Raw genomic sequence first — 23,430 nt, 5'->3', positions numbered from 1 at the left:
AAGCATGAAGTTCGTTGGAATGCTGCGCGCCAATGCGCGCCGGCTCACGATCGCGGCCCTGGTGGCCGCCGTGTTGCCGGCCGTGATCGGGGCCGTCGGCGGCTCCGCGACCGCGGGAGCTTTCTCCCGTCCGGGTCTGCCGGTGGAGTACCTGATGGTGCCGTCGGCCGGTATGGGGCGCGACATCAAGGTCCAGTTCCAGAGCGGCGGGCCGAACGCGCCCGGCCTCTACCTGCTCGACGGCCTGCGTGCGCAGGACGACTTCAACGGCTGGGACATCAACACGCAGGCATTCGAGTGGTACCTGGACTCCGGTCTGGCCACGATCATGCCGGTCGGCGGCCAGTCCAGCTTCTACAGCGACTGGTACAAGCCGGCGTGCGGCAAGTCCGGTTGCCAGACCTACAAGTGGGAGACCTTCCTCACCCAGGAGCTCCCCGCCTACCTCGCGGCCAACAAGGGTGTGAACCCCAACCGCAACGCGGCCGTCGGCCTCTCGATGGCGGGATCGGCGGCGCTGACGCTGGCGATCTACCACCCGCAGCAGTTCCAGTACGCCGGCTCGCTGTCGGGCTTCCTGAACCTCTCCGAGGGCTGGTGGCCTGCGCTGGTCAACATCTCGATGGGTGACGCCGGCGGCTACAAGGCCAACGACATGTGGGGCCCCACCGAGGATCCCAACAGCGCGTGGAAGCGCAACGACCCGTTGGTCAACATCGGCAAGCTCGTCGCCAACAACACCCGCATCTGGATCTACTGCGGCAACGGCAAGCCGTCGGAGCTGGGCGGCAACAACCTGCCCGCCAAGTTCCTCGAGGGCCTCACGATCCGCACCAACCGGACCTTCCAAGAGGAGTACCTCAAGGCCGGTGGCACCAACGGGGTCTTCAACTTCCCGTCGTCCGGTGCCCACGACTGGGGCTACTGGGGCCAGCAGCTCCAGCAGATGAAGCCCGACGTCCAGCGGGTGCTCGGCGCGGTGCCGCAGCCTTCGGCTCCGGCCGCCCCGGCGGATGCTCCGGCGCCCGCCCCGGCCGGCTGAGCCTGAGCCCAGCGAGACCGATTCTGACGGCGGTGACCCCCACGGGTCACCGCCGTCAGTCGCTTGCGCCCCGCCGCGTCGGGGTGATGTGGTTCACTACGTTGCGGTCGGGCGATAGGAGAGGTGGGGGTCGATGCGTGCGCTGATCCGGACAATCATGGCGACGGTGCTGGCTGTGGCGGCAGTCTTCGCCGGAGGGGCAGGCACCGGTCACGCGCAGGGCGTCGAGATGCTGATGGTGCCCTCGGCGGCGATGGGTCGCGCGATCCCGGTCGCGTTCCAGGGCGGCGGCCCGCACGCGGTGGTACTCCTCGACGCGTTCAACGGCGCGCCCGACGTCAGCAACTGGGTGACGGCCGGCAATGCGATGAACACCCTGGCCGGCAAGGGCATCTCGGTGGTCGCCCCGGCCGGCGGCGCGTGGAGCATGTACACCAACTGGGAGCAGGACGGCTCCAAGCAGTGGGAGACCTTCCTGGCTGACGAGCTGCCGAACTGGCTGGCCGCCAACAAGGGGCTGGCCCCCGGTGGGCACGGCATCGTCGGCGCTTCGATGGGCGGCACCGGCGCGTTGACGATGGCGACCTTCCATCCCGACCGCTACCGGTTCGCCGGCTCGCTGTCGGGCTTCCTGACCCCGTCCAACACCTACATGAACGGCGCGATCACCGCCGGGCTCGCACAGTTCGGCGGCGTGGACACCCGGAACATGTGGGGTCTGCCACAGCTGGGCCGCTGGAAGTGGCACGACCCGGACGTGCACGCACAGTTGCTGGTGGACAACAACACCCGGCTGTGGGTCTTCAGCCCGTCGACCACGACCTGCACCGACGTGCCGGCGATGATCGGCTACTGCGACCAGGCCCAGGGCAGCAACCGCACGTTCTACCAGCACTACCGCTCGATCGGCGGAGGCAACGGCCACTTCGACTTCCCGACCTCGGGCAATCACGACTGGGGCACGTGGAGCGGACAGTTGGCCGCGATGTCCGGCGAGCTGGTCACGACCATCCGGTAGGTCCCGGGCACCCGCTGGTGCCCCCGGTACCTTGGAGGACGTGCAACACGGGTCACGGTCCGCGCGAGCGGGAGCAGCAGGAGTGTGCCTGCTCGTCGCCTCGTCGGCGTGGCTGACCGGATGCTCGGCCGGCGACGACGTGATCTCGGGGATGAACTCCGAGGTCGAGCCGGCGCCGACGCACGGACAGGGCGGGGCGCAGCCGCCCGGGCCCCCTGCGCCGGGCGGGCAGTCCAACGCGCTGATGGTGACGCCGCGCCAGCGTGCCTATCTCGACGCACTCCGCTCGGAAGGCGTGCGGCCCACCAGCGATCTGTCGGCGCTGAGCATCGGCTCTTACGTCTGCCAGGCGCGCGCGGCCAAGCAGCCCGATCAGGCGGTCTGGGAGTTCGTCGCGCCGCTGGTGCGCAACGACGCCAGCGATCCGGGCTCCGACGCCCACGCGGGCAAGCCGTCGGCGAGTGAACTCCACGACGAGACCGCCGACTACATTCGCATCGCGACAGACCGACTCTGCTAGGAGCCTCCAGAATCCATGGCCAAGACCAATCGGCGGAAACGCCACCGCCTGCTGGCGCTGTTCGCCGCCGGGGCGGTGGGCCTCGTCGTCGTCCTGATCGTGGCGGTCGTCATCGTCGTGCTGCGCCGGCCCGAGAGCCCGCCGACGGCGGTTCCGCCCTCGGCCGTGCCGCCGACCGGCGCGCCGTCATCGCCGAGTAAGCCGCGCCCGGAGTTCCAGGACGCCAGCTGCCCGGACGTGCAGCTGATCTCGATCCCGGGCACCTGGGAGTCCTCGCCGGTGCTGGATCCGTTCAACCCGGCGCAGTTCCCGGCGGCGCTGCTGCTCAACGTCACCAACCCGATCCGGGCTCAGTTCGGCACCGACCGCGTCGAGGTGTTCACGGTTCCCTACACCGCGCAGTTCCACAATCCGCTCTCGGCGGACACTCAGATGTCGTACAACGACAGCCGCGCGGAGGGCACCCGGGCCGCGGTGCAGGCGATGACGGACATGAACAACCGCTGCCCGCTGACCAGCTACGTGCTGATCGGGTTCTCCCAGGGTGCGGTGATCGCCGGTGACATCGCCAGCGACATCGGCAACGGGCGCGGACCCGTCGACCAGGACCTGGTGCTCGGGGTGACGCTGGTGGCCGACGGCCGCAGGCAGGACGGCGTCGGGCAGGACATCGGCCCCAACCCGGACGGTCAGGGCGCGGAGATCACGCTGCACGAGGTGCCGACGCTCTCGGCGCTGGGTCTGACGATGACAGGCCCGCGGCCAGGTGGTTTCGGGGCGCTCAACGACCGCACCAACGAGATCTGCGCGCGCGGTGACCTGATCTGCGCGGCGCCGACGTCGGCGTTCAACATCACCCAGCTGCCCAGGACGATCGAGGTGCTCAGCGGTGGCGCGGGCCAGCCGGTGCACGCGTTGTACGCCACGCCGCAGTTCTGGAACATCGACGGCCAACCGGCCACCGCGTGGACGCTGAACTGGGCGCAGGGCCTGATCGATAACGCTCCGCGTCCGAAACATGGCTGACACGTGACCGAGGGGATTTGGCCCGCGTGTGGCCGTCCCCTAACATTAAGGGAAATCTAAGAGCGTTTGACGCGGCTGAAGGGCGGGGAGCCGTTGCCCCGGTACGATCTTCGGGGCTTGGGATCTATCCCATGTGATTGGAGTTGAGATGGCCTTCCATAACCCGTTCATCAAGGACGGACTGATCAAGTTCCCCGACAACGGGAACCTGGTCAAGCACGTCGAACGATGGGCGAAGGTTCGTGGAGACAAGCTCGCCTACCGGTTCGTCGACTTCTCGACCGAGCGCGACGGCGTCAACCGCGACCTGCACTGGGCCGACTTCGGCGCGCGCAACAAGGCCGTCGGTGCCCGGCTGCAGCAGGTGACCCAGCCCGGTGACCGGGTCGCTATCCTGTGCCCGCAGAACCTCGACTATCTCGTCGCCTTCTTCGGAACCCTGTACGCCGGCCGCATCGCGGTACCCCTGTTCGATCCGAACGAGCCCGGCCATGTGGGGCGCCTGCACGCCGTGCTCGACGACTGCCACCCGACGGCGATCCTGACCACGACGGCGGCCGCTGAGGGCGTCCGTAAATTCTTCCGCACCCGCCCGGCCAATCAGCGCCCGCGCGTGATCGCCGTCGACGCCGTGCCCGACGAGGTCGGCGCGACATGGGAACCGGTCGAGGTCACACACGACACGATCGCCTACCTGCAGTACACATCGGGTTCGACCCGCATCCCGACCGGCGTGCAGATCACCCACCTCAACCTCGCCACCAACGTCGTGCAGGTGATCGAGGCGCTCGACGGCCAGGAGGGCGACCGCGGCGTCTCGTGGCTGCCGTTCTTCCACGACATGGGTCTCATCACGGTGCTGCTGTCCCCGATGCTCGGGCACTACATCACGTTCATGACGCCCGCCGCGTTCGTCCGCCGCCCCGGCCGGTGGATCCGCGAGATGGCGCGCAAAGAGGGCGACACCGGCGGCACCATCTCGGTGGCGCCGAACTTCGCGTTCGACCATGCGGCGGCACGCGGCGTCCCCAAAGAAGATGAGCCGGCGATCGATCTGTCCAACATCAAGTGCATCCTCAACGGCAGCGAGCCGATCTCGGCGGCCACGGTGAACCGGTTCAACGAGGCGTTCAGCCCGTTCGGGTTCAAGCCGCAGGCGATCAAGCCGTCCTACGGCCTAGCCGAGGCCACGCTGTTCGTGTCGACCACCCCGATGAACGCCGAGCCGCGGATCATCCACGTCGACCGCGACGAGCTCAACAGCCACCGCTTCGTCGAAGTGCCGGCGGATTCGCCCAAGGCGGTCGCGCAGGCCGGCGCCGGCAAGATCGGTGTCGCGGAGTGGGCGGTCATCGTCGACGCCGACAGTGCCACCGAGCTGCCCGACGGTCAGATCGGTGAAGTATGGATCAGCGGCCAGAACATGGGCACCGGCTACTGGGGCAAGCCCGACGAAACCGCCGCCACTTTCCACAACATCCTCAAGTCGCGCACCGAACCGTCGCACGCCGAAGGCGCCGCCGACGACGCGACCTGGGTCCGGACGGGCGACCTCGGCGCCTACCACGACGGTGAGCTGTTCATCACCGGCCGCACCAAGGACCTGGTGATCATCGACGGCCGCAACCACTACCCGCAGGACCTGGAGTACTCCGCGCAGGAGGCCACCAAGGCGCTGCGCACCGGGTTCGTCGCGGCGTTCTCCGTGCCGGCCAACCAGCTGCCCGACGAGGTGTTCGCCGACGCCCACTCCGGGCTCAAGCGTGACCCCAACGACACGTCCGAGCAGCTGGTGATCGTCGGCGAGCGGGCGCCCGGCGCGCACAAGCTCGAGATGGGACCGATCGCCGACGACATCCGCGCCGCGATCGCGGTGCGGCACGGCGTGACCGTGCGCGACGTGCTGCTCACGCCCGCCGGGGCCATCCCGCGGACGTCGAGCGGCAAGATCGGCCGCCGGGCCTGCCGGTCGGCGTATCTCGACGGCAGCCTGCGCAGCGGCAAGGTGGCCAACGCCTTCCCGGACGAGACGGACTGACGCTCAACTACAGCAACGGCAACGGCGGCCCGTGCGGGCCGCCTGTCGATCGTGAGGGTATGGAACATGGCTGAGTCGCAAGACAATCCGGGCGGTCAGGACATGACCGTCAACGAGATGCGGGAGTGGCTGCGCAACTGGATCGGCAACGCGACCGGCCAGTCACCCGACTCCATCAGCGAGTCCACGCCGATGGTGGAGCTGGGGCTGTCCTCCCGCGACGCGGTCGCGATGGCCAGCGACATCGAGGACCTGACCGGTGTGACGCTGACCGCGACGATCGCGTTCCGGCACCCGACGATCGAGTCCCTGGCCACGGTGATCATCGAGGGCGAGCCCGAAGATGATCTGTCGGACATCGACAGCGAGGACTGGTCGCGCGACGGCGACGAGGGCCGGCTGAACATCGCGATCGTCGGCGTCGGCACCCGGTTCCCCGGCGACATGAACACCCCCGACGAGATGTGGTCGGCGCTGCTCGACGGCCGTGACGCGATCACCGACCTGCCCGAGGGCCGGTGGTCGGAGTTCCTGTCCGAGCCGCGCATCGCCGAGCGGGTCGCCAAGGCCCGCACCCGCGGCGGATACCTCACCGACATCAAGGGCTTCGATGCCGAGTTCTTCGCGCTGTCGAAGATGGAAGCCGACAACATCGACCCGCAGCAGCGCATGGCGCTGGAGCTGACGTGGGAAGCGTTGGAGCACGCCCGGATTCCGGCGTCGAGCCTGCGAGGTGAGAACGTCGGCGTGTTCATCGGCAGCTCGGTCAACGACTACATGTTCATGTCGGTGGCCGACCCCACCGTCGCGCACCCGTATGCGATCACCGGTAACTCGAGCGCGGTCATCGCCAACCGGGTCTCCTACTTCTACGACTTCCGCGGCCCGTCGATGGCCATCGACACCGCGTGCTCGTCGGCGCTGGTCGCCGTGCACGAGGGCATGAAGGCGCTGCGCGCCGGGGATGCCGACGTGGTGATCGCCGGTGGCGTCAACGCGTTGATCACCCCGCTGGTCACGTTGGGCTTCGACGAGGTCGGCGGCGTGCTGGCGCCCGACGGCCGGATCAAGTCGTTCTCCCAGGACGCCGACGGCTACGCGCGCTCCGAGGGCGGCGGCATGGTGGTGCTCAAGCGGCTCGCCGACGCGCGCCGCGACGGCGACGACATCCTGGCCGTGATCGCCGGCGGTGCGGTCAACCACGACGGCCGCTCCAACGGCATGCTCGCGCCGAACCCGGACGCTCAGGAAGCGGTGCTGCGCAAGGCGTACAAGGACGCCGGCATCGACCCGCGCGCCGTCGACTACGTCGAAGCGCACGGCACCGGCACCATCCTCGGCGATCCGATCGAGGCCGACGCGCTGGGCCGCGTCATCGGCCGCGGTCGCGCCGCCGACAAGCCCGCGCTGCTGGGCGCGGTGAAATCCAATGTGGGACACCTCGAGTCGGCCGCCGGTGCGGCGAGCCTGGCGAAGGTCGCGCTGGCGCTGCGCAACGACAAGATCCCGCCGTCGATCAACTACACCGGCCCGAACCCCTACATCGACTTCGACAAGGAACATCTCAAGGTCGCCGACACGGTGACCGATTGGCCGCGCTACAGTGGCCGCGCCATCGCCGGCGTGTCCGGGTTCGGCTTCGGCGGCGCCAACGCCCACCTGGTGGTGCGCGAGGTGCTGGCCAGCGATCTGGTCGAGCCGGCCCCCGAACCCGACGTCGCGGTGGTGACACCCGCCAACGACGACGCCAAGGCCGTCTACGTCGGCGGCGTGCGGATGGACGAGTACGGCGAATTTCTCGATGGTGACGATGACGGTGACGACGACGCGCTCGACGTGCCCGCCGCCGCCGGCGACGACTACGAGCTGCCCGGCCTGACCGACGAGGCGCTGCGCCTGCTGGAGGTGGCCCGCGAGGAGCTGGCGGCCGCCGAGGCGGAGAACCCGACCGTTCCAGTTGTGCCGCTTGCTGTTTCGGGATTCCTCACCTCACGCAAGAAGGCGGCCGCCGCCGAACTCGCGGACTGGATCGACAGCCCCGAGGGGCGCGCCTCGTCGCTGGAGTCGATCGGCCGCTCGCTGTCGCGGCGCAACCACGGCCGCTCCCGCGCGGTGGTGCTGGCCCACGACCACGACGAGGCGATCAAGGGCCTGCGGGCGCTGGCCGAGGGCAAGCCCAACCCGATCGTGCTCAGCGCCGACGGGCCCGTCACCAACGGGCCGGTGTGGGTGCTCGCCGGTTTCGGCGCGCAGCACCGCAAGATGGCCAAGAGCCTCTACCTGCGCGACGAGATCTTCGCCGAGTGGATCAACAAGGTGGACAGCCTCATCCAGGACGAGCGCGGGCACTCCATCCTCGAGCTCATCCTCGACGACGCGATCGACTACACCGACGAGACCACCGAGCTCCCGATCGAGAAGGTGCAGCTGGTCATCTTCGCGATCCAGGTCGCCCTCGGTGAGCTGCTCAAGGCGCACGGCGCGAAACCCGGTGCGCTGATCGGACAGTCACTCGGCGAAGCCGCCGCGGCCTACTTCGCCGGCGGTCTGTCGCTGGAGGACGCCACCCGCACCATCTGCTCGCGCAGCCACCTGATGGGTGAGGGCGAGGCGATGCTGTTCGGCGAGTACATCCGACTGATGGCCCTGGTGGAGTACTCCGCCGCGGAGATCGAGACCGTGTTCTCGGATTTCAAGGACCTCGAGGTGTGCGTCTACGCGGCCCCGACGCAGACCGTCATCGGCGGCCCGCCCGACCAGGTGGACGCGATCATCGCCCGCGCGGAGTCGGAGGGCAAGTTCGCCCGCAAGTTCCAGACCAAGGGCGCCAGCCACACCTCGCAGATGGATCCGCTGCTCGGTGAGCTCGCCGCGGAACTGCAAGGCATCGAAGCGCATCCGGTGCAGGTCGCGTACTACTCGACCGTGCACGAGGGCAGCCTGGTCCGGGCCGGCGCGGAGCCCATCCACGACGTGGATTACTGGAAGAAGGGGCTGCGGCACAGCGTCTACTTCACGCACGGCATCCGTAACGCCGTCGACAACGGCCACACCACTTTCCTCGAGTTGGCGCCGAACCCGGTCGCCCTGATGCAGGTCGGGCTGACCACCGCCGATGCGGGTCTGCATGACGCGCAACTGATTCCGACGCTCGCCCGCAAGCAGGACGAGGTCGACTCGATGACCACGGCCATGGCGCATCTGTTCGTGCACGGCCACGATCTCGACTTCCGCACGCTGTTCCCCCGGAAGTCGCGGGGCCTGGGTGGGGCGCTGGACTTCGCGGCCATCCCGCCGACCCGTTTCAAGCGCAAACCGCACTGGCTCGACGCGCACTTCACCGGCGACAGCTCGGGGGTCATGCCCGGCAGCCACGTGGCCACCCCAGACGGCCGGCACGTGTGGGAGTACAGCCCGCGCGGGGAGACCGATCTGGCGGCGCTGGTGAAATCTGCTGCGGTAGCGGTGCTTCCGGATGCCAAGCTGGTCGCCTCGGAGCAGCGCGCCGTGCCCGGCGAGGGGTCGAAGCTGGTGACCACGCTGACCCGTCATCCCGGCGGTGCGGCGGTGCAGGTGCACGCCCGTATCGATGAATCGTTCACGCTCGTCTACGACGCGATCGTCAGTCGCGGCGGCGCGCAGACCGCGCTTCCGACCGCCGTCGGCGCGGGCACCGTCGCCGAGATCGCCGCGGTGGCAACGTCCGAACCCGAGCCCGAGGACGACGCGGCGATCCTGCACGACAACCTCACCGCCGGCGCCGGTCTCGCGGCCGGCTTCGCCAAGTGGTCGCCGGAGTCCGGCGAGACCATCGGCGATCGGCTCGGCGCGATCGTCGGCGCGGCCATGGGCTACGAGCCCGAGGACCTGCCGTGGGAGGTGCCGCTGATCGAGCTCGGTCTCGACTCGCTGATGGCGGTGCGCATCAAGAACCGCGTCGAATACGACTTCGACCTCCCGCCGATCCAGCTGACCGCGGTGCGCGACGCGAACCTCTACGCCGTCGAGAAGCTCATCGCCTACGCGATCGAGCACCGCGACGAGGTCGACCAGCTCGCCGAGTCGCAGAAGGGCCAGACCCCCGAGGAGATCGCGGCCGCGCAGGCCGAGCTGATGGGCGGCGCCAGCACCGTCGCCGAGCTCGAAGCCAAGCTCGCCGAGGCGGGCCACCCGATCGCCGCCGACGCCGTCGAGAAGATTGCCACCGACTCCGTGGAGGCCCAGAAGGATCTGACGGTCCCGCCTCCGCAGTCCGATGTCGCGGTCCCCGCTCCGCCGACCGACCCCTCGGGACCCGGCATCCCCCCGCCGCCGACCAACCCCGCGGGGCCCGACAAGCCTAGTGCCGCGAGCCTGGCCGCGAAGGTGCTGACCCAGGAGGCGGTCACCGAGGCGCTCGGCGCCGACGTGCCGCCCCGTGACGCCGCCGAGCGCGTCACGTTCGCGACGTGGGCGATCGTCACCGGTAAGTCGCCGGGCGGCATCTTCACCGAGCTGCCCAAGCTCGACGACGCCACCGCGGCCAAGATCGCCGAGCGGCTCACCGAACGCGCCGACGAGGGCACGATCACCGTCGATGACGTCCGCGCGGCCAAGACGATCGAGGAGTTGTCCACCACCGTCCGCCAGTACCTCGAGGGTGGCAAGGTGGACGGTTTCGTGCGGACCATCCGGGCCCGCCCCGAAGGGTCCACACGGATCCCGGTGTTCGTCTTCCACCCGGCCGGCGGGTCCACCGTCGTCTACGAGCCGCTGCTCAAGCGACTGCCGCCCGACACCCCGATGTACGGGTTCGAGCGGGTCGAGGGCTCGGTCGAGGAGCGCGCCGCCGAGTATCTGCCGAAGCTGCGGGAGATCCAGGGCGACGGCCCCTACATCCTGGTCGGCTGGTCGCTGGGCGGGGCGCTGGCCTACGCCTGCGCGATCGGGCTGAAGCGCGAAGGCGCCGACGTGCGGTTCGTCGGACTCATCGACATGGTGCGTCCCGGCGAGGAGATCCCGCAGACCAAGGAGGAGACGCGGGCCCGGTGGGATCGCTACGCGTTGTTCGCGCAGCGCACCTTCAACGTCGAGATCCCCGAGATCCCCTACGAGGAACTCGAGGCGCTCGACGACGAGGGTCAGGTCCGCTACGTGCTCGACGCCGTGCAACAGGCCGGCGTGGAGATCCCGGGCGGCATCATCGAGCACCAGCGCACCTCGTACCTGGACAACCGGCTGCTCGAGACCGCGGAGATCCAGCCCTACGACGGCCACGTCACGCTGTACATGGCCGACCGCTACCACGACGACGCGATCTTCTTCGAACCGCGCTACGCCGTCCGTCAGCCCGACGGCGGCTGGGGCGAATTCGTGGAGGATCTGGAGATCGTGCCGGTCGGGGGCGAACACATCCAGGTCATCGACGAGCCGTACATTGCGAAGGTCGGAGCGCACCTGAGCGAGGCGATCCACGTCATCGAAGCGAACGCAGTGAGCAATGCAGCGGAAGCGAACGCAGTGAGCAATGCAGCGGAAGCGAACGCAGTGAGCAATGCAGCGGAAGCGAACGCAGTGAGCAATGCAGCCGTAGCGGAGAGCGAGAGCAAGTGACGACTGAGATTTCTCCCACCCACCACCCGAAGACGAGCGCCGAACTGTTGGCCGAACTCCGGGAGAAGCTGGAGCTCGCCAAGGAGCCCGGCGGCGAGAAGGCCGTCGCCAAGCGCGAGAAGAAGGGCATCCCGTCCGCGCGAGCCCGGATCCACGCGCTGCTCGACCCCGGCAGCTTCCTGGAGATCGGTGCGCTGGCCAAGACGCCGGGCGATCCCGACGCGCTCTACGGCGACGGCGTGGTCACCGGGCACGGCACCATCAACGGCCGGCCGGTCGGCGTGTTCAGCCACGACCAGACGGTGTTCCAGGGCTCGGTCGGCGAGATGTTCGGCCGCAAGGTCGCCCGGCTGATGGAGTGGGTGGCGATGGTCGGCTGCCCGATCATCGGCATCAACGACTCCGCGGGCGCCCGCATCCAGGACACCGCGACGTCGCTGGCCTGGTACGCCGAGCTGGGCCGCCGGCACGAACTGCTGCGCGGTCTGGTGCCCGAGATCTCGCTGATTTTCGGCAAGTGCGCCGGCGGTGCGGTGTACTCGCCGATCCAGACCGACCTCGTCGTCGCGGTGCGCGACCAGGGCTACATGTTCGTCACCGGCCCCGACGTCATCAAGGACGTCACCGGCGAGGACGTCACGCTCGACGAACTCGGCGGCGCCGACGCTCAGGCCCGCTACGGCAACATCCACCAGGTGGTGGAGTCCGAGGCCGCCGCGTTCCAGTACGTGCGCGACTACCTGAGCTTCCTGCCCGGCAACACCTTCGACGACCCGCCCATCGTCAACCCGGGTCTCGAGCCGGAGGTGACCCCGCACGATCTGGAGCTCGACGCGATCGTGCCGGACGCGGACAACCAGGCCTACGACATGATGGAGATCCTGCTGCGGATCTTCGACGACGGCGACGTGTTCCAGGTCGGCGAGCAGTCCGGCCCGGCGATCATCACCGCGTTCGCCCGCGTCGACGGCCGGCCCGTCGGTGTCATCGCCAACCAGCCGATGTACATGTCGGGCGCGATCGACAACGAGGCCTCCGACAAGGCGGCCCGCTTCGTCCGGTTCTGCGACTCGTTCAACACCCCGCTGGTGTTCGTCGTCGACACTCCCGGCTTCATGCCGGGCGTGGAGCAGGAGAAGGGCGGCATCATCAAGCGCGGTGGCCGCTTCCTCAACGCCGTCGTCGAGGCGGACATCCCGAAGGTGACGATCACGATCCGCAAGTCCTACGGCGGGGCCTACGCGGTGATGGGCTCCAAGCAGCTGACATCGGACTTCAACTTCGCGTGGCCGACCGCCCGCATCGCCGTGATCGGCGCCGAGGGTGCGGCCCAGCTGCTCGTGAAGCGGTTCCCGGATCCGACGGCGCCCGAGGTGCAGAAGATCAGGGCCGATTTCATCGAGGGCTACAACACGAGCCTGGCCACGCCGTGGATCGCGGCCGAACGCGGCTTCATCGACGGCGTCATCGAGCCGCACCAGACCCGGCTGTTGCTGCGCAACTGCATGCGTCTGCTGAGGGACAAGCAGATCAACCGGGTCCAGCGCAAGCATGGCCTGACGCCCATCTAGATCGCCGGTGCGGTTGGATGGACAGCGTGTCGACTGACTTCACCGGGCTGCGTCGTGGCGCGCCGCTGGGCGATCCGCGCCTGGACCTGTGCGATCTGTACGTGTTCCCGTCCCCGAAGGACCCCGGGCGCACCGCGCTGATCCTCACCGCCAACCCGAAGGCGGACGCGATGCACCCCGACGCGGTGTACCGGATCGCGATCGACAACGACGGCGATCTGCGCAACGACATCGCGTTCAACTTCGTCTTCACGGAACCTTTCGGCGACCGTACGGCGCCTCGCCAGAAGGTCGACGTCCGCCTCGGCCTGCAGGCCGAGGCCCGGGTCGACGCCGCCGCCGGGTCGGAGATCTTCGGCGGGCTCGACGTGTCGTTCGACGACGAACCGCACCTGTGGCGGTCGCGGTCGGGGTCGTTCTCGTTCTTCGCCGGGGCGCGCGCCGACGCATCGTTCGCCAACGCCAACGTGATCGCGATGGCGATCGAACTGCCCACCGACTACCTCGGCGCCGCCCCCGATGTGCGGATCTGGGGCCGCGCGAGCGTGGTGCGCGACGGGACGTGGGTACACGCCGACCGGGCCGGGCATCCGTGGGTCAGCGGGTTCTTCCCCGACGACGAGCAGCTCGCCGAGTTCAACGCCGGTGAGCCCAACCGCGATCAGGGCCGCTGGATGGGGCACCTGATCGAGTTGATGGTCGAGACCGGCGGCTACACCCGCGCCGAGGCGATCGACGCGATCACCGCCGAGGGCACCTTGCCGGACGTGCTGACCTACAACCCGCGTAAGCCTGCGGCGTACCCGAACGGGCGCACGCTGACCGACGACGTCGCCGACTACCGGGCGCGATTCCTCACCAACGGACGCACCCCGCTCACCGACGTCGCACCGCGCCAGGACTTCCTTCCCGATTTCCCCTACCTCTGCGCCCCGCACTAGAGCCATGCCGTGACGTCGTCCGACCCGGCACCGACGCCGGCTCCCGCGCACTCCGCCCTGGTGGACGCCTACCGGGTGTGCGAGACACTGCCCCTGGTCGGCGGCTTGTTCTCCCGCGGCAGGCGCGAGGCGCAGGCGGTGCTCTCGCTGCTGGTGACGGCGGTGATCGACGAACTCGACCTGACCGCGATCGTGCGCGACCGGGTGTCCAAGGAGGCGATCGACGCGGTGATCGCCCGCATCGACCTGGTGGGGCTGGCCGAGCAGGTGATCGACGGCGTGAACCTGCCGGCCATCATCCGCGAGTCGACGAGCACCGTGACCGCCGACGTGATGACCGATGTCCGCACGCAGGGTGAGCGTGCCGACGACGCGGTGTCCGGTTTCGTCGACCGGGTGCTGGGCCGCAGGCAGGGGTTCCGTGACCGACCACGATGAGCGGGCCGCCGGAGTGGTCAGCCGGGGCGTGGCGGCCGTGATCGACCTGGTGGTCGTCGGTGTCCTGCTGGCGATGCTGTACCTCGGGCTGATCCTGACCCGGCTCGCGCTGCACCCGGGCGCGTTCCGTTTCCCGGCGCTGAACCTGGTGTTCTCGGGGACCGTGGCGTTCGGTGCAGCGGTGCTCTACCTGGCCGGCTGCTGGGCGGTGTCGGGCTGCACCGCCGGCGCGGTCGTGATGGGGTTGCGGGTGGTGGGCCGCCGGGGGCGGCGGCTGGCGCCGGTGGTGGCGCTGTTGCGCGCCGCGGCGTGCGTCGTGTTCCCGTTGGGGCTGGCCTGGGTGGCGCTGGATGCGCGCCGAAGGTCGCTGCAGGACATCGCGTTCGGCAGCCGGGTCGTCTACGCGCGCCCATGACGACAGGCACCGATAGGATCCGCGCATGCCGCTGACCGAGGGGGACGTGCTCGCGGGCTACACGATCGTGCGGTTGCTGGGCGCCGGCGGTATGGGTGAGGTGTACCTCGGGCAGCATCCGCGGCTGCCCCGGTACGACGCCCTGAAGGTGCTCTCGCCGACGGTGTGTGCCGACAGCGAGTACCGGGAGCGGTTCAGCCGCGAAGCCGACATGGCGGCCACGCTGTGGCATCCGCACATCGTCGCGGTGCACGACCGCGGCGAGTTCGACGGCCGGCTGTGGATCTCCATGGATCACGTCGAGGGCACCGACGCCGCGAAACTGCTCGCCGAGCGGTATCCCGGCGGCATGCCGCCCGATCTGGTGGTCCGCATCGTCACCGCGGTCGGTGAGGCTCTCGACTACGCCCACGCCCGCGGCCTGCTGCACCGCGACGTCAAGCCCGCCAACATCCTGATCGCCGACCCGGAGACCGCCGACGAGCGGATCATGCTCGCCGACTTCGGGATCGCCCGCCGGGTCGGGGAAGTCAGTAGTCTCACCGGCACCGACATGACGGTCGGCACGGTCGCGTACTCGGCGCCCGAGCAGCTCACCGCCGACAAGCACATCGACGGCCGGGCCGATCAGTACGCGCTGGCGGCCACCGCCTATCAGCTGCTGACCGGGTCCCCGCCGTTCCAGCACTCCAATCCGGCGATCGTGATCAGCTCGCACCTGTCGGCGCGGCCGCCGTCGATCGCGGAGGCCCGGCCCGATCTGTCCGGCCTCGGCGGGGCGCTGGAGAAGGCGCTGGCCAAGTCGCCGGCGGACCGGTTCGAGCGCTGTATCGACTTCGCCCGCGCGCTGGCGAATCGCACCGGCCCGGTGGCGCTTCCGCGCACCACCGACCCGGAGGCGACGATGCCGGCGCAGGCGGCCGGCCGGCCGCGGCACGCCCGCCCGGGCCGGCGCGCGCCGCGGTCACGTGGCCGGATGTTCGCCGTACTCGCGCTGCTGCTCTCGCTGCTGGCGGTCGCGGCCGCACTGTTCGTGGTGCTGCACGACGAGCCTGCGCGCGGCCCCGACAAGGTCGCGGTGCCGGTCGTCGTGGTCGGGGCGGACTGCGCGATGCTGGGTGCGGCCGGGGTGACCGAGTCCGGATCGCAGGCGTACTGCGCACGGGTGAGCGGCTCGGATCAGTCGCTGTGGTCGCTCTATTCGGCGGACATCCCCAAACCCACCGGCACCGGCGACATCCCGGTGCAGGTGTGCGTGCAGCAGACCAGCCGATCGCAGGACGACTGCCGCGGCGACATCGTCCGCGAGAACGCCGATCCGACCGCCAACGACGGCTAGATCGCGGGCAGGTCGAGCCAGTCGTCGACGGCGAACACGTCGTCATCGGCGGTGATCCGCGCACCGCCGCGGCCCGGGTAGTGCGCGGGGATGACGGCGGCGCGCCTGCGCGCGGCCTCGGTCAGCACGCGGTGCCGGGTGCGTGCCGCCGCGGCGGGATCCTCGTCGAACGCGCACGGATCGTCGGGGCGCACCAGCTGGATCGGGCAGTGGGTCAGGTCGCCGACGAAGACCGCGGGCGCGCCGGCGTCCAGCCAGACCACCGAGGAGCCCGGCGTGTGGCCTGCGGCGGGCCGCAGCCACAGCGACTCGCTCAGTTGGTGGTCTCCGGAGTAGAGCTCGGTTTGGTCGGCCACCGGTAAGACGCTGTCGGAGAACACGATCCGCATGCCCTCGTTGGTGCTGTCGCCGTCGGGGGCGAAGTGCCGGTAGTCCTGCTCGGGCATCAGGTAGCGGGCGTTGGGGAACGTCGGCGCCCACTCCCCATCAACCAGCCGAGTGTTCCACCCGACGTGGTCGGTGTGCAGGTGGGTGTTGATCACCACGTCCACCGCCTCGGGAGTCACGCCCGCGTCGGCCAGCGCGTCGAGGTAGCCGGTCTGCAGCTGGTGCAGCGGTGCGAAGTGCGGCCGGTGTCGATCGTTGCCGACGCCGGTGTCCACGAGCACGGTCAGCCCGTCCACTCGCACCACCCAGGTCTGCATGACGATCTTCCACTGGTCGGCGGCGCGGTCCCAGAACAGCGGCTCCAGCAGGTCGGCGTGGTCGGCCCAGGCCGGCGCGGGGGTCTGACCGAACAGCGACGTCGTCATCTGCACCCGCAGCTCGACCACCCGCGTGAGCGAGGCCCGGCCGAGCGCGGTCGTGCCGGTCACGGCTCGATGCGCATCGGCCCGGGTGTCCACAGACCCGAGTGGGTGGTCTCCCCGAGATCGATCTGCGCGGGTTGCGCGTCGACGATGGTGTCGAAGCGGCGCAGCGATCCCCAGTCCTGCCCCCAGTCGTGAGACAGGTAGGTCGACATCACCGAGGCGCGCAGCAGCAGATCGGTGATGCCCAGCAGGCCACCGTTCTTGCCGTCCTGCCAGGTGTCGGTGCTCTGCAGCTTGGCGTAGTAGTCCGGGGAGATGCGGAACCTCGGGATGTCGGTGACGCCGTTGGCGTGCAGCATCGGCTGCTGGCACGGGAACGCCAGGCCGACCGCCCAGTCCATCAGCACCGGCTGGCTGGAGCCGACGTACTCCTGCACCGAGCGCACCTCGGGCACCCGGGGCGGGGTGACCGCGACCCAGTCGCCCTGGCCCAGCGACAGGTCCTCCGCGATCACCCGGACCGCGATCGCGTCGGCGGGGATCTGTTCGCGCGGGTAGCGCAGGTTGCGCCACGACGGCGTGGGGCCGATGTCGTAGGGCTGGACCCGGCCGGCCGGTACGGGCTTACCGTCGGGACCGCGGGTGGCGTACTCCAGTTCCACCGTCTGACCCGACGAGAGGCCCTCGGCGACGCTGCTGCCGGCGATGGTCCCGGCCGCGGTGATGACCACCAGCGGGTGCGCGTCGTCGGGGGCGGGCAGCGCGTACCATGCCGAGGCGAGCTTGCTCTCCTGTTGCGCCGCAGTCGAATACGAACCGGCGACCGGGATCTTCGCGGGGTCCAGGCCGTAAGGCAGGGGCACCGTCGACCCGTTCACCCCGGGCCGGGACAGCTTGACGGGCCGGTTCCAGTCGTAGTCGGTGCCCGGCTGCGGATTGGTGATCCGGATCGCCTCGGCGATGATCTTCTCCGGAACCCCGTTGGGGGAGAAGCCCGTCGGCGTCGCGCCGCCCAGCGGACCCAGCGGGCCGTAGTCGCCGGGCATCGGCTGCAGGAACCCGGCGTTCGAATCAGGTTCCACCAGAACGTCGTCGGCGAGGCCGCAGCCCCCGGCGAAGGCCCGCACGTTGGCCCACCCGTTGGAGTAGGTCGGGTACTGGCGCACCACGCCGATCGCCATGGACGCGATGAACACGAACACCATGAAGCCCGCGGCGATCGGGATCGGCGCCGTGGTCAGCAGCCGCACCAGCCTCGGTTCGCGACCCGGCCGCACGTGCAGCCAGAACGCCCACAGCGCGGTCAGTACGAACAGCACGAAGAACACCGTGCTGACGCTCACCCCGCCCAGCTGCGGCACCGAATTGTTGAACGGCGCACCGAAATTGGAGACGTACCACCAACCGTTGGTGGACGCGAAGCACAGCGCCAGCACGAAGAACACCAGCGCCAGGAACGTCATCCGGTTGCGCGCCGAACGCAGCACCACCGGCGACACCATGACCGTCGCCAGCGCCGCCATCGCGCCGCCCACCGCGGCGAACAACCCGAAGTGGTGGATCCACTTGGTGGGGGTGAACATCAGGAAGAAGATCGTCGCGAAGATCACGCCCATCAGCCGCCAGGCCGGCCCGCGGGCCACGCCGGGAACGCGCTTGCGGCGCAACATCATGAACAGCGACGGGAACAGGCACATCGCAGTGAACAGGAACGCCACCCGCCGCGAGATCGCGGCGTCGGTGGTCGGCAGGATCAGGTAGTAGTACCGCAGGTTCTCGGTGTACCACTCCTGGCTGGGCCCGATCGCGGTGCGAATCCTGGTGGCTTCCAACACCGTTGCCAGTGTCTGATCGGCGAACACGACGGTCAGTACCACGGTGCCGGCCGCCAGCAGCGGCGCCACCAGCGGCCAGGTGCCGACCAGCGCGCGGCGCCGCATCAGGATGCGCAGGATCGGCCGGCCGCCGGCGACCAGCGCGGCCACCGCGATCAGGCCGGTCGGCTGGATACCGAGGGTGAACGCCGCGGTGGTGATGGCCAACGCGGCCGGGGTGAGCCGGCCGGAGGTGATGGCCCGCTCGATCAGCACGTAGGTCACCAGCGCGCCGGTGGCGATCTGGCCCTCGGGGCGCAGCCCGTTGTTGAACGGCATCCATGCGGCCAGCAGCACGAAGCCGGCCGCCCACATCGCCGCCCGGCTGCCCGACACGGCGGGGCCCAGGCGCGGCAGCACCTCGCGGGACAGCAGCAGCCAGCACAGCAGCGCGCAGATCAGGTCGGGCAGCCGGATCCAGATGCTGGCGTCGCTGACATGGGTCATCAGCGCCAGCACGTTGTAGTACCAGCCGAACGGATCCTCGGGGCTGCCGAACCAGCGGAAGTAGTTCGACATGTAGCCGGCGTGGTCGGCCACCCGGGCCATCGCCAGGATGTAGCCGTCGTCGCTGCTGTTGGCGCCGATCACGTACCAGAGGGCGAAGCCGCCGACCACGACGCCGTCGACGGCGCTGACGGTGCGCCACCGCTGGGGGATCAGCCGGTGCATGCGATGCCCGTCGAGGCGGTCCAGCCGCCACAGCGCGAGCAGCGCGATCACCGTCGACACGATCGCCAGCAGCATCGCGGCGAGCTTGAGCGCGCTGGGATGGCTGGTGAAGCGGGTGTCGATGGTCGCCGAGAACGTCAGCCCGGGGGGTGCGGGCCCGACCAGGTCGGTGAACACCCCGACGATCGCGGGCCGCAGGTTCGGGTCGGCGTACCCGGTGCGCTGCGGGGAGCCATCGGCCTGCCGGAGGCCGACGAAGTCGGCGAAGGTGCCGTCGTGCGAGGACGTGATGTCCAGGCGCTGGCAGCCGGGCCCGGCGACGCGGTCGCGGTTCACCGAGGCCACCACGACGTTGCGCACGATCACGTCGACGCGCGAGGAGGTGACGTTGACCAGCATCGCGTTCAGCGCGGCGTCACGGCCCTGGGCGGGTGCGGTGCCCAGCAGCAGGCCACCCTTGGCGGGCATGCCGCGGATCACCGCGCACGGGATCGAGGCATTCAGCGTGACGGGGGCTTGGGAGATCAGCGGCGCGGTGACGTTCTCGAACCGGCCCTGCTGGGGCCAGTTCAGCGTCGCCGTGGTCTGCGTGACGGGCAGCAGCGGGGTGGCCACCGCCAGCACGAAGCCGAGCAGACCGGCGATCGTCGCGACCCAGCGCGCCACCTTCACGTCGTTCACGGGAGGGCCCTGATGGGTCCGCCCCGGTTCCAGCCGAACACGCGGGTCGATCCTTCCTCGACGACGGCGTCGGGCGCCTGGTCACGCGGCACCACGCGGATGTAGCGCTCCAGCGATCCCCAGTCGCGGTACCAGTCGCCGTTCAGGTACGTCGGGATCGTCGCGGTGCGCAGCAGCGCCTGGATGAACAGGAACGGTCCGCCGTCCTGGGCCGACTGCCACTGGTTCGACGACGCGACCATCTGCTTGAAGTTCGGGATGATCCGGTACTGCGGCAGTTCGGCGATACCCAAGTGTTCGGCGAACGGCCGCTGGCACGGGAAGTTGGCGGCGGTGGCGATGTCCATCAGTACCGGGGTGTCGGGGCCGAGGAACTGCTCGACGGTCTGCAGCACCGGCACCCGCGGCGGGGTGAAGCCGAACCACTGGTCCTCGGACAGGTTCGGGTCGTCGGCGACGATGCGCGCGACGTTGGCCTCCGGCGGCGCCGTGGTCAGCGGGAAGCGCAGGTTGCGCCACGCCTTCTGCTGGAAGATGTCGATCGGATAGACCTCGCCCAGGGCCTGGTAGGACCCGTCGGGCCGGTGCACGCCCCACTGCAGCTTGAGTGACTGGCCGTAGTTGAACGAGCCGTCTTCCTCGTAGTACCAGATGGCGCCGGCGGCGGCGACGGTCACCAGGGGCCGGTCCGGGGTGCGCGGCGGCAGCTGATACCAGGCCGAGGTGGCCTTGGCGGCCTGCTGGTTCTCGTCGTAGCTACCCATCACCGGCGTGCGCTTGGGATCCAGCCCGAACGGCAGGAACACTCGCGACCCGTTGACGCCCTCCGGGCCGTAGCCGCCGCCGGTGCCCGCCGCGAAGCCGACGCCGATGTTCGGCTTGTCGACCGGGCCGTCGGAGTTCACGGTGCCCGGGTTCGCGGCGACCGGTTCGGCCGGCTCGAGGGTGTCGCTGATGCCGTTGGGGGTGAACCCGACCGGGTTCTCGCCGCCGAGCGGGCCGTACCGTCCCCAACGCTGACCGGGAACCGGTTCCAGCATGCCGGCGTTGGTGTCGGCTTCGACGAGGACGTCGTCGGCCATCGCGCAGCTCTCGTCGGAGAGGCCGGAGCGCAGCGCCGAGATGTTGGCGGCCCCGGTGGTGTAGACGGGGTAGCGGCCGACGGTCGCCTTGAGCAGCGAGCCCAACTCGAGCACCACCATGATCGTCGCGACGACGAGCAGCGGGGTGGAGGCGATCGCGCGGTTGCGGCTGGTGTCGGCGACCTCGGTGTGGCCGGCGTAGTCCATCCGGAAGTGCAGCCAGCCGGCCAGCAGGCCGCACGCGATGGCCAGCACCAGGAAGATCGTCGTCACCGGGAAGTGGGCGATCACCGGCTGCTTGTCGAACCACGGCACCCCGTAGTTGCCGACGTAGAACCAGCCGTTGATGCCCGAGGTCGCCCAGGCCAGCACGAACAGCAGCGCGGTCACGTACAGCGCCAGGTTGCGTCGGCTGTGCAGACCCACCCGGGCGAACGCGAACGCGGTGACCCCGCCCAGCGCCCCCGCGAGCCCCGCGAAGGCGCCGAACTGCACCGCCCATTTCGTGGGGGTCAGCGTCAGCAGCAGCAGGCCGATCGCGGTGGTGCCGGCCAGCCGCCACACCGGGCCGCTGATGGCGCCGGGCACGCGGCCGCGTCGCAGCAGCACCATGATCAGGCCGAACAGGCACAGCAGCAGGACCAGCACCGCGAAGCGGCGGGTCAGCGAGCCGTCCACGCTGTCCTCGACGGTCAGGAAGTAGTACCGCAGGAACTCCTGGTACCAGGGGATGGTCGGCCCGACGACGTACTTGATGCGCACCGATTCGGCGACGGTGGCCAGCGTCTGGTCGCGGAACACGATGACCGACACCAACGACAGCGCGGCCACCAGCGGTAGCAGCGAGGCCGCCCGTCCGTCGACGCGGCGGCGGGCGGAGACGATGCGCGTGATCCCGCGGGCGCCGACCAGCAGCGGCGCCAGTGCGACGAGGCCCTGCGGTGCCAGCGTGACCGAGAACATCGCGATCACGATCGCGACGGCGGTGGGCCAGAGCCGCCGCGTCCCCAGCGTCGACTCGACCAGCATCCACACCGCGACCACCGCGAACGCGATCAGCGGTTCGGGACGCAACCCGTTGTTGAACGGCAGCCACGCGGCCAGGAACACCACGCCGGCGGTCCACACGGCGACCTTGTTGGCGGCCACCCGCCGGCCCAGCCGCGGCAGCACGCACCGGGACAGGATCAACCATGTCGCGATGCCCGCGGCGGTGGCGGGCAGCCGCATCCAGACCCCGGCGGTGCTGATCGAGGCGAGGTGGGCGAGCACGCTCTGGTACCAGTCGAACGGCGCCTCGGAGGCGCCGAAGTAGCGGAAGTAGTTGACGCTGTAGCCGGCCTCGCCGGACACCCGCGCGATCGTCAGGTTGTAGCCGTCGTCGGAGGACTGCGCGCCGACGATGTGCCACACCAGCAGGCCACCGATCACGCCGGCGTCGGCGACCCAGGTCGCCCATCCGACCCGGCCGCGCGTGCGGGGCGGCCGCCGCCCCGACACCCGGTCCAGCAGCGCCAGCGCCACGATCGACCCGATCACGCACAGCACGCCGAGCACCATCACGAGGGTCTTCAGCGCGGTCGGTGTCGTGATGAAGCGGGTGTCGACGTCGATGCGCGCGTTCAGGCGTGTGTCCGATGTCGCCGCCGGGGCGGCTCCCGCGTCCATCGGCACCCGCAGATCGGTGAACACCCCGGCCACCTGGGGCCGCTTGTCGAGGCTGAGGGTGCCGGCGGCGCCGGGGATCCCGACGAAGTCCGCGCCGACCGCGCCGACGTTGGCCCACAGCCGCAGTGCGCTGCAGGCGCCGGTGTTCACCGCGGGGCGGGGCGCGACCGCGGCGACGGTGTCACGGAACGCGACGTAGACGACGTCGGCGTTGGCGCGCACGAACAGTCCGTTGCGCCCGGCGTCGATGCCGCCCGGCGGGATCGTCGAGAACACCAGCCCGCCGTCGGCGGGCAGGCTCGCCACCGCGGTGCAGGGGATCGTGACGTCGAGTGACTTCGGGGCGCCCGACACCAGCGGCGCGGTGATGCTGCTGACGTTCCCGTCGGCGCCGGCCCCCTGCGGCCACAGGATGGTGGCGGTGGTCTGCCGGACGGGGAGCAGCGGCGCGAGTGCGCACAGGATGATTCCCAGGATCCCCAGAGTGCCCGCGGCGATCGCGACGAGACGGGAACTGCGGGCAGACACGAGGCTCGATGGTAGGCGACGAATCTTTGGCCAGACATATGGCGTGCCGCAAGGTACTTAAGTCACGAAGGAGGAAAGCTGCCACGGCGAGTATGGCCCATGGCGCGTGCCGCTGCGGCTTGGCGATGTCGACGGGTTGCGCCGTCGATCCGAATCGCTGGAGAAGGGCTCCC

General features: G+C 69.9%; 14 protein-coding genes. 11 read left to right on the top strand and 3 right to left on the bottom strand.

The annotated features are described in order from the left end of the window. Positions 1-4: 4 nt before the first annotated feature. From MCHUDSM44219_RS28270 to MCHUDSM44219_RS28220, 11 genes are all read left to right on the top strand, one after another. Positions 5-1,042 (top strand): esterase family protein, encoded by a 1,038-nt coding sequence (locus tag MCHUDSM44219_RS28270; protein ID WP_048421600.1) that lies wholly within the window; start codon positions 5-7, stop codon positions 1,040-1,042. A 133-nt stretch (positions 1,043-1,175) separates the two neighbouring features. After that, positions 1,176-2,060: an esterase family protein gene (locus MCHUDSM44219_RS28265; RefSeq protein ID WP_048421599.1), complete on the top strand. Its 885-nt coding sequence runs from the start codon at positions 1,176-1,178 to the stop codon at positions 2,058-2,060. An 82-nt stretch (positions 2,061-2,142) separates the two neighbouring features. Then, on the top strand, positions 2,143-2,580 hold the full coding sequence (locus MCHUDSM44219_RS28260; RefSeq protein WP_236695614.1) for a DUF732 domain-containing protein: 438 nt from the start codon (positions 2,143-2,145) through the stop codon (positions 2,578-2,580). A gap of 15 nt (positions 2,581-2,595) precedes the next feature. Next, the gene (culp6, locus tag MCHUDSM44219_RS28255; protein WP_048421598.1) at positions 2,596-3,606 is read left to right on the top strand and encodes a carboxylesterase Culp6; all 1,011 of its coding nucleotides are present in this window, start codon (positions 2,596-2,598) and stop codon (positions 3,604-3,606) included. A 148-nt stretch (positions 3,607-3,754) separates the two neighbouring features. Next, complete coding sequence (gene fadD32 / locus MCHUDSM44219_RS28250; RefSeq protein WP_048421597.1) at positions 3,755-5,644, top strand: long-chain-fatty-acid--AMP ligase FadD32; 1,890 nt, start codon at positions 3,755-3,757, stop codon at positions 5,642-5,644. A gap of 66 nt (positions 5,645-5,710) precedes the next feature. Then, positions 5,711-11,236, top strand: coding sequence for a polyketide synthase Pks13 (gene pks13 / locus MCHUDSM44219_RS28245; RefSeq protein WP_082162443.1), 5,526 nt, complete (start codon positions 5,711-5,713; stop codon positions 11,234-11,236). Further along, the gene (locus tag MCHUDSM44219_RS28240; RefSeq protein WP_048421596.1) at positions 11,233-12,807 is read left to right on the top strand and encodes an acyl-CoA carboxylase subunit beta; all 1,575 of its coding nucleotides are present in this window, start codon (positions 11,233-11,235) and stop codon (positions 12,805-12,807) included. Before pks13 ends, MCHUDSM44219_RS28240 begins: the two co-directional genes overlap by 4 nt. A gap of 26 nt (positions 12,808-12,833) precedes the next feature. Then, the gene (locus tag MCHUDSM44219_RS28235) at positions 12,834-13,748 is read left to right on the top strand and encodes a DUF4331 family protein (protein ID WP_048421616.1); all 915 of its coding nucleotides are present in this window, start codon (positions 12,834-12,836) and stop codon (positions 13,746-13,748) included. Between the two features lie 9 nt (positions 13,749-13,757). Continuing rightward, positions 13,758-14,186 carry a hypothetical protein gene (locus MCHUDSM44219_RS28230; protein ID WP_109778032.1) on the top strand — a complete coding sequence of 143 codons (429 nt, stop codon included), beginning with the start codon at positions 13,758-13,760 and terminating at the stop codon, positions 14,184-14,186. After that, positions 14,170-14,601, top strand: a complete 432-nt coding sequence (locus tag MCHUDSM44219_RS28225; RefSeq protein WP_048421595.1) for an RDD family protein — start codon at positions 14,170-14,172, stop codon at positions 14,599-14,601. The genes MCHUDSM44219_RS28230 and MCHUDSM44219_RS28225 overlap by 17 nt, the downstream gene beginning before the upstream one ends. Positions 14,602-14,626: 25 nt before the next feature. After that, the gene (locus tag MCHUDSM44219_RS28220) at positions 14,627-15,940 is read left to right on the top strand and encodes a serine/threonine-protein kinase (RefSeq protein WP_048421594.1); all 1,314 of its coding nucleotides are present in this window, start codon (positions 14,627-14,629) and stop codon (positions 15,938-15,940) included. Here the strand turns inward: MCHUDSM44219_RS28220 and MCHUDSM44219_RS28215 are convergent. The 3 genes from MCHUDSM44219_RS28215 to MCHUDSM44219_RS28205 are packed head-to-tail and all read right to left on the bottom strand — an operon-like array spanning position 15,937 to position 23,257. After that, the gene (locus MCHUDSM44219_RS28215) at positions 15,937-16,815 is read right to left on the bottom strand and encodes an MBL fold metallo-hydrolase (protein WP_048421614.1); all 879 of its coding nucleotides are present in this window, start codon (positions 16,813-16,815) and stop codon (positions 15,937-15,939) included. The two genes, MCHUDSM44219_RS28220 and MCHUDSM44219_RS28215, sit on opposite strands and share 4 nt — an antisense overlap. After that, positions 16,812-20,012, bottom strand: a complete 3,201-nt coding sequence (locus MCHUDSM44219_RS28210; RefSeq protein ID WP_162232112.1) for an arabinosyltransferase domain-containing protein — start codon at positions 20,010-20,012, stop codon at positions 16,812-16,814. Before MCHUDSM44219_RS28210 ends, MCHUDSM44219_RS28215 begins: the two co-directional genes overlap by 4 nt. Next, positions 19,976-23,257 (bottom strand): arabinosyltransferase domain-containing protein, encoded by a 3,282-nt coding sequence (locus MCHUDSM44219_RS28205; RefSeq protein ID WP_048421592.1) that lies wholly within the window; start codon positions 23,255-23,257, stop codon positions 19,976-19,978. Before MCHUDSM44219_RS28205 ends, MCHUDSM44219_RS28210 begins: the two co-directional genes overlap by 37 nt. Positions 23,258-23,430: the final 173 nt, after the last annotated feature.

Origin of the sequence: Mycolicibacterium chubuense, assembly GCF_001044255.1 — a bacterium.
Classification (GTDB): domain Bacteria; phylum Actinomycetota; class Actinomycetes; order Mycobacteriales; family Mycobacteriaceae; genus Mycobacterium; species Mycobacterium chubuense.
The sequence above is the reverse complement of the archived record's forward strand: the minus strand, read 5'-3'. Positions and strand labels throughout refer to the sequence as shown.

Coding starts and splice junctions, on each gene's coding strand:
- culp6 (WP_048421598.1), top strand. CDS start 2,596: ATGGCCAAGACCAATCGGCGGAAACGCCACCGCCTGCTGGCGCTGTTC.
- MCHUDSM44219_RS28270 (WP_048421600.1), top strand. CDS start 5: ATGAAGTTCGTTGGAATGCTGCGCGCCAATGCGCGCCGGCTCACGATC.
- MCHUDSM44219_RS28265 (WP_048421599.1), top strand. CDS start 1,176: ATGCGTGCGCTGATCCGGACAATCATGGCGACGGTGCTGGCTGTGGCG.
- fadD32 (WP_048421597.1), top strand. CDS start 3,755: ATGGCCTTCCATAACCCGTTCATCAAGGACGGACTGATCAAGTTCCCC.
- pks13 (WP_082162443.1), top strand. CDS start 5,711: ATGGCTGAGTCGCAAGACAATCCGGGCGGTCAGGACATGACCGTCAAC.
- MCHUDSM44219_RS28220 (WP_048421594.1), top strand. CDS start 14,627: ATGCCGCTGACCGAGGGGGACGTGCTCGCGGGCTACACGATCGTGCGG.